6 protein-coding genes and 2 pseudogenes are annotated in these 5,078 nt (G+C 42.8%); 4 read left to right on the top strand and 4 right to left on the bottom strand.

What is annotated here, in order from left to right:
* The first annotated feature begins 169 nt into the window (after positions 1-169).
* From tnpA to QVP40_RS06105, 3 genes are all read left to right on the top strand, one after another.
* Entirely contained in the window at positions 170-586 is a 417-nt protein-coding gene (gene tnpA / locus QVP40_RS06115) for an IS66 family insertion sequence element accessory protein TnpA (RefSeq protein WP_022067593.1), read from the top strand.
* The gene (gene tnpB / locus QVP40_RS06110; protein ID WP_009247500.1) at positions 580-918 is read left to right on the top strand and encodes an IS66 family insertion sequence element accessory protein TnpB; all 339 of its coding nucleotides are present in this window, start codon (positions 580-582) and stop codon (positions 916-918) included. Before tnpA ends, tnpB begins: the two co-directional genes overlap by 7 nt.
* 195 nt (positions 919-1,113) lie before the next feature.
* Entirely contained in the window at positions 1,114-1,395 is a 282-nt protein-coding gene (locus QVP40_RS06105) for a transposase (protein ID WP_318272861.1), read from the top strand.
* On the opposite strand, the pseudogene QVP40_RS13870 reads toward QVP40_RS06105, so the two are convergent.
* The 3 genes and pseudogenes from QVP40_RS13870 to QVP40_RS06090 all read right to left on the bottom strand — a co-directional run.
* Positions 1,382-1,589, bottom strand: a pseudogene (locus QVP40_RS13870) (nucleotidyl transferase AbiEii/AbiGii toxin family protein); the annotation flags it as partial. The gene QVP40_RS06105 and the pseudogene QVP40_RS13870 sit on opposite strands and share 14 nt — an antisense overlap.
* 58 nt (positions 1,590-1,647) lie before the next feature.
* Positions 1,648-2,232 carry a sugar O-acetyltransferase gene (locus QVP40_RS06095; protein ID WP_022067591.1) on the bottom strand — a complete coding sequence of 195 codons (585 nt, stop codon included), beginning with the start codon at positions 2,230-2,232 and terminating at the stop codon, positions 1,648-1,650.
* Between the two features lie 177 nt (positions 2,233-2,409).
* Positions 2,410-2,769, bottom strand: a complete 360-nt coding sequence (locus QVP40_RS06090) for a YccF domain-containing protein (RefSeq protein ID WP_022067590.1) — start codon at positions 2,767-2,769, stop codon at positions 2,410-2,412.
* Between the two features lie 352 nt (positions 2,770-3,121).
* On the opposite strand from QVP40_RS06090, the gene QVP40_RS06085 reads away from it, so the two are divergent.
* Positions 3,122-4,480 carry an MATE family efflux transporter gene (locus tag QVP40_RS06085; RefSeq protein ID WP_288200352.1) on the top strand — a complete coding sequence of 453 codons (1,359 nt, stop codon included), beginning with the start codon at positions 3,122-3,124 and terminating at the stop codon, positions 4,478-4,480.
* Positions 4,481-4,562: 82 nt separating this feature from the next.
* On the opposite strand, the pseudogene QVP40_RS06080 reads toward QVP40_RS06085, so the two are convergent.
* Positions 4,563-5,078 (bottom strand): annotated as a pseudogene (locus QVP40_RS06080) (hypothetical protein); the annotation flags it as partial.

Here is a 5,078-nt window from a genome sequence, read left to right as displayed (position 1 = left end):
AATGTATTATATAACTTTAACACATCAATTTCAACTAAGTGCGGAAAGAACCGCTTAATTTTTGGGTAACTACAAATTTATCTTTTTTTCATTCATAATGATAGAAAATAGTTTTTTACTCCATCATCTTGATAGGAAGTAGATTTTTACTACAATTGGAGGTTTCATTATGAATGGTAAACGTACTCCAGGCCGTTCCCTGGATGAATGGCTGGAACTGGTGACATCCTGCAGGCAAAGCGGTCTTACCGATGCTGCCTGGTGTCATGAAAATGGGATTTCTCCCAGCTGTTTTTACAATGCTGTCAGCAGGCTTCGCAAAAGAGCCTGTGAGATACCAGAACCATCTGGAAAAGCAAGCACTCTCGATTTTACATCCCATAAACAGGATGTAGTCCGGATTGCTATAGAGCCGGAGCATACTCCGGCGGAACTGGTTTCAATGGGAAAAAACCGTTCGCTGTACCTTGACAATCCACATACGATTGAAATCGAAGCAAATGGACTTCGGATCCGCATAAGCAATACTGTCCAGCCGGTTTTATTAAAAACTCTGATGGCTGTGCTCAGGGAGTCCACATGCTAGCGGATATCTCGAATGTCGATGCAATCTACCTTGTCTGTGGAAGAACAGATATGAGAAAGTCCATTGATGGTCTTTGTGCCATCATTCAGGATCAGTTCTCTATGGAAATCGACCATGCACTCTATCTCTTCTGCGGTAGAAAATGTGACCGGATCAAAGCAATCTTGAAGGAACCGGATGGGATCGTCATGATCTATAAAAGACTGACAGTTCAGGGTTCTTACCGATGGCCACGAGATAAATCGGAGGTACGAAATCTTACCTGGAGGGAATTTGACTGGCTGATGTCCGGCATCGATATCGAGCAGCCAAAAGCAATCAGAACATCTTAAAAAGCCAGCTTGAATCTGCACACAAAAGTACCGGATTCCCTTGTATTTTCGGCACTTTTCAGGCTTTTACACACCTTGTTTTTCTATGAAAATCCTCTGTTTTCTGGTATACTGGTATAATAGAAGCATCAGAAAAGGGAGGAAAAAGCAGTGGCTAACAGTTCCAAAGACCTTCAGCTTCGTGAGCTGAAAGATATGATCACAGATCTTAGAAACATGATAAAGACACTTCAGGCAACTGTGGATGCTGCCAACAAACGGGAAGAAGCTCTTATTCAGGAGAGAGACCATCTGAAAGACGAGATTCGTCTTCTCCGCAAGAAGCTTTTTGGTTCCTCAAGTGAAAAACGTGTGATTGATTTTCCTGGTCAGTTAAACCTTTTTAATGAGGCGGAGCTGGAACAGGATCCCTCGGCTGCGGAGACAGAAGAACTTGCCGCAACACTTCCGGAAGAATCTCCTAAAAGTTGTACTTGATTTCTCCTGGTGTAATGATTTCTCCTGTAGAAATATCAATCTTTAATGGTGTGATTACTCCATCAAATTTCGTTTCCATGCTTACACGAACACCCGGATAATCTGCTTTTTTCCATGATTTCCGATATCCCTTTGATTCAAAACGATGCACTATCGTCCAGTGGAATTGATATGATTTTGGATATAATCATCTCCTTAACAGGCTAACTGTTTGATAAATTTCAGATTTTTTTAATTTCTTAAACCAGAATTTTATTTATTCTCTCTTACTACTCTACAGGGATTTCCATAAGCTATGACATTATCAGGAATATCCTTTGTCACAATGCTTCCTGCTCCAATAACAACATTATTTCCGATTGTAACCCCGGGCATAATAATTGCTCCGCCACCAATCCATACATTATTACCAATAATCACTGGTGCGGTTTGTGTTTTGCAAAATTCAAATGATCCATCTTCTTTAGGCTCACCAAAACGGTCACTCGCATTTGTTGGATGAAATGCTGTATATATTTGTACATTTGGTGCAATTAAAGCATTATCTCCTATACGAATAATATTATCATCTAAAAAAGTACAATTCATATTTACTTCACAGTTGTTTCCAAAATAAATATTATTACCATAATCAACATAAAAAGGTGCTGTTATCCATAAGTTTTTACCTTTGCCACCCAGAAGCTCAGTTAGAATTCTTTCCTTTTCATCTGCCTGAGCAGAGTTGGTTTGATTATAATCTCTTACTAAGTCTTTAGCTTTATGCCATTGTGCTAATAATTCAGGATCTCCACAATCATATAATTCTCCTGCCAACATTCTTTCTCTTTCAGTCATAACTGTCTCCACATTTTCTAAGTTGCCGCTTTATCATTAATACCAAATAGTCCCTCAAGCTTATAATATCTTTTCCGCCGGGAGTTACTGTAACGTAATCTGCCGTAAGCCCTTTATTCCACAAAATATCTCCCATTCAAGGTAAATATCCCGAATCCCATAGTCAGATCTCTCTTTTTAATATATCTCTGCTCCAAATGGCATCAGCGCAAGCTTGGCAAGCTTAAACTGCTGAAGTCCGAAGGGGATTCCAATAACTGTCACACAGAGGATCACGCCCATAACCGCGTGTTCGATCGCCAGAGGCAGACCGGAAACGATCAGCCATATAATGTTCACAAGAAGGGATACTGCTCCTCCGCCGTAACGCACTTCTTTCCCAAAGGGAAAACAACTGAGAGAAGCAAACTTAAAGCACTGCATACCTATGGGAATACCTACAACAGTAATGCACCAGAGACATCCTGTCACGCACCAGCTAAGGGCGCTGATCGCTCCTCCGAATATGAACCATAACAAGTTTCCAAGACAACCCATTTACTGACCTCCTGATTCCTTTTTGTTTTCTTTGAATATGATACCTTACTTATGAAGTATACCATATTCTTCTGCATATCCGTAATATGCTTTTTGTTAATACCTATAATGCCTAAAATGAAATTTTAAATTCCACCGCATGCCCCTTATGCGGTGGAATTTACCTGCGCACAGTTGATATTTACTCTTTCATACAGAAATGTTATGATTATCTCTCCTTCTGACAGCAGTAGAAGGAGGAACATTATGAGTAAATATATTCCTGATAATCAGAAAATTCCTGTTGCATTCTGTTCCCTAATTCATTAAGATAAGTTCATAATGTAATTTTACAGACAGGAAAGAGATGATTATGAACAAAAAACAACAGACAGACCTTACCAATGGTCCTATTGTACAAACTCTGGCAAAGCTGGCTTTGCCTATTATGGCTTCCTCCTTTCTGGGAACAGCCTACAACATCACCGATATGGCATGGATCGGTGTTCTTGGTTCCAAGGCAGTGGCAGGTGTGGGAATGGGGGGCATGTATGTATGGCTTTCCCAGGGGCTCTGCTCTCTGGCCCGCATGGGCGGTCAGGTCAATGTGGCCCAAAGCTGCGGACGGGGAGATACAAAGGCAGCCAGGGATTACGCCTCTGCGGCCCTTCAGCTTACCTGTATTTTTGCCTTTTTGTTTTCTGCAGTGTGCCTGATCTTTACTGGGCCGCTTCTGGATTTTTTTCATCTGGGAGACCCGCAGACCTATGCGCATGCGGAAATTTATATGAAGATCACCTGTGGACTGGTTATTTTTTCCTACCTTAATTATACCCTTACCGGAATTTATACAGCTCAGGGAAATTCAAAAACACCGTTTATCGCCAATCTGATCGGGCTGGTCATGAATATGATCCTGGATCCGCTTCTGGTTCTGGGTATCGGCCCCTGTCCCCGTCTGGAGGTTGCCGGCGCTGCAATTGCAACTGTTACTGCTCAGTTTATTGTTATGGCTGTGATGATCGCAGGGGTTTTCCAGAAAAAAAATCAGGATAATGTTCTCCGCCATGTGCATCTGTTCTCCATACAGGATCGCGCCATCTATCATTCTATCTGCAGAATCGGAGGTCCCACTGCTCTTCAGGGAACTCTTTACTGTATGATCTCCATGGTGCTTACCCGTATGGTTTCTGCATTTGGACCCGGAGCCATTGCCACCCAGAGAGTGGGAGGACAGATTGAGTCTATCTCCTGGAATACTGCAGACGGTTTTGCCACAGCCCTGAACTCTTTTGTAGCACAGAATTATGGCGCAGGAAAAACAGACCGGATACGAAAGGGCTATAAGGTGTCCATGAAGATCATGATTACCTGGGGTGTTATTGTAACCGCAGTTTTTGTCCTGTTCCCACGGCAGATCTCTTCTCTGTTTTTCTACGAACCGGAGGTTCTGGAAATTGCGGTCGGATATATGATCATTATCGGTCTGGGCGAAGCCTTCCTCTGCGTGGAAATGCTTACCATCGGAGCACTGTCCGGTCTTGGGAAAACAAAAATCTGCAGTATCATCAGCATCCTGCTTACCGGTTCCCGCATTCCCCTGGCGCTTGTCCTTACCGGTACCTCACTTGGTCTGACCGGTATCTGGTGGGCTCTGACTCTGACCTCTATCGCCAAGGGAATTGTATTTAACCTTACTTTCCGCCAGGTCAGTCACAGACTGGAACAATAAAATGATAAAAAAGGATATCCCCTTCAGATTTGTCATCTGACAGAAAGGATATCCTTTTTCATTTCTGTTATTCTGCTTTCTATTATGCGGCTGATTCCTCAGTCACTGTCTCCGGTACCTCTGCTGCTGCCGCATCAGGAGCTGTAAGCATCATCTGTAACTGATTAATCAGTTCTTCCGGAACGCCTGCTGCGCCTAAATTCGTAAGAACCGTTGTCCAGTCCAGTCCTTCCGCAAATGCAGTCATATCTTCTTCACTTTCTACACTGAGAGCTGCATCAAGAACTGCCTGATCCGGCATTTCAACACTTTCTCCTGACGCTTCATAGCCGCCTGTTACTGACAATGTTACAACAGGAGCGCCTGAACTTGTAAGTGAAAGATCTACCTGTGAGGTCTGTGCTGCTGCATCAGAAATAATATTTGCAGTCAGTCCAAAGGCTGCCAGCGGATTGGGTTCCTCCTCTGTTCCTGTATCCAGAAGCGAGAAATTAAAGGAACCGTTCATATATCCCGGAGCTTCTGTATCTGATTTCAGATTATTTACACCGATTCCAACAGTTTTTACTCCGTCAAAAGCAAGAAGATATTCTCCTGT

Origin of the sequence: Blautia sp. CAG:257 (assembly GCF_000433815.1) — a bacterium.
Classification (GTDB): domain Bacteria; phylum Bacillota; class Clostridia; order Lachnospirales; family Lachnospiraceae; genus Blautia_A; species Blautia_A caecimuris.
This window is presented reverse-complemented; position numbering and strand designations above follow the sequence as displayed.

Excerpts from the sequence above, each read along its gene's own strand:
- QVP40_RS06085 (WP_288200352.1), top strand. The coding sequence starts at position 3,122 with ATGAACAAAAAACAACAGACAGACCTTACCAATGGTCCTATTGTACAA.
- tnpB (WP_009247500.1), top strand. The coding sequence starts at position 580 with ATGCTAGCGGATATCTCGAATGTCGATGCAATCTACCTTGTCTGTGGA.
- QVP40_RS06090 (WP_022067590.1), bottom strand. The coding sequence starts at position 2,769 with ATGGGTTGTCTTGGAAACTTGTTATGGTTCATATTCGGAGGAGCGATC.
- tnpA (WP_022067593.1), top strand. The coding sequence starts at position 170 with ATGAATGGTAAACGTACTCCAGGCCGTTCCCTGGATGAATGGCTGGAA.
- QVP40_RS06095 (WP_022067591.1), bottom strand. The coding sequence starts at position 2,232 with ATGACTGAAAGAGAAAGAATGTTGGCAGGAGAATTATATGATTGTGGA.
- QVP40_RS06105 (WP_318272861.1), top strand. The coding sequence starts at position 1,114 with ATGATCACAGATCTTAGAAACATGATAAAGACACTTCAGGCAACTGTG.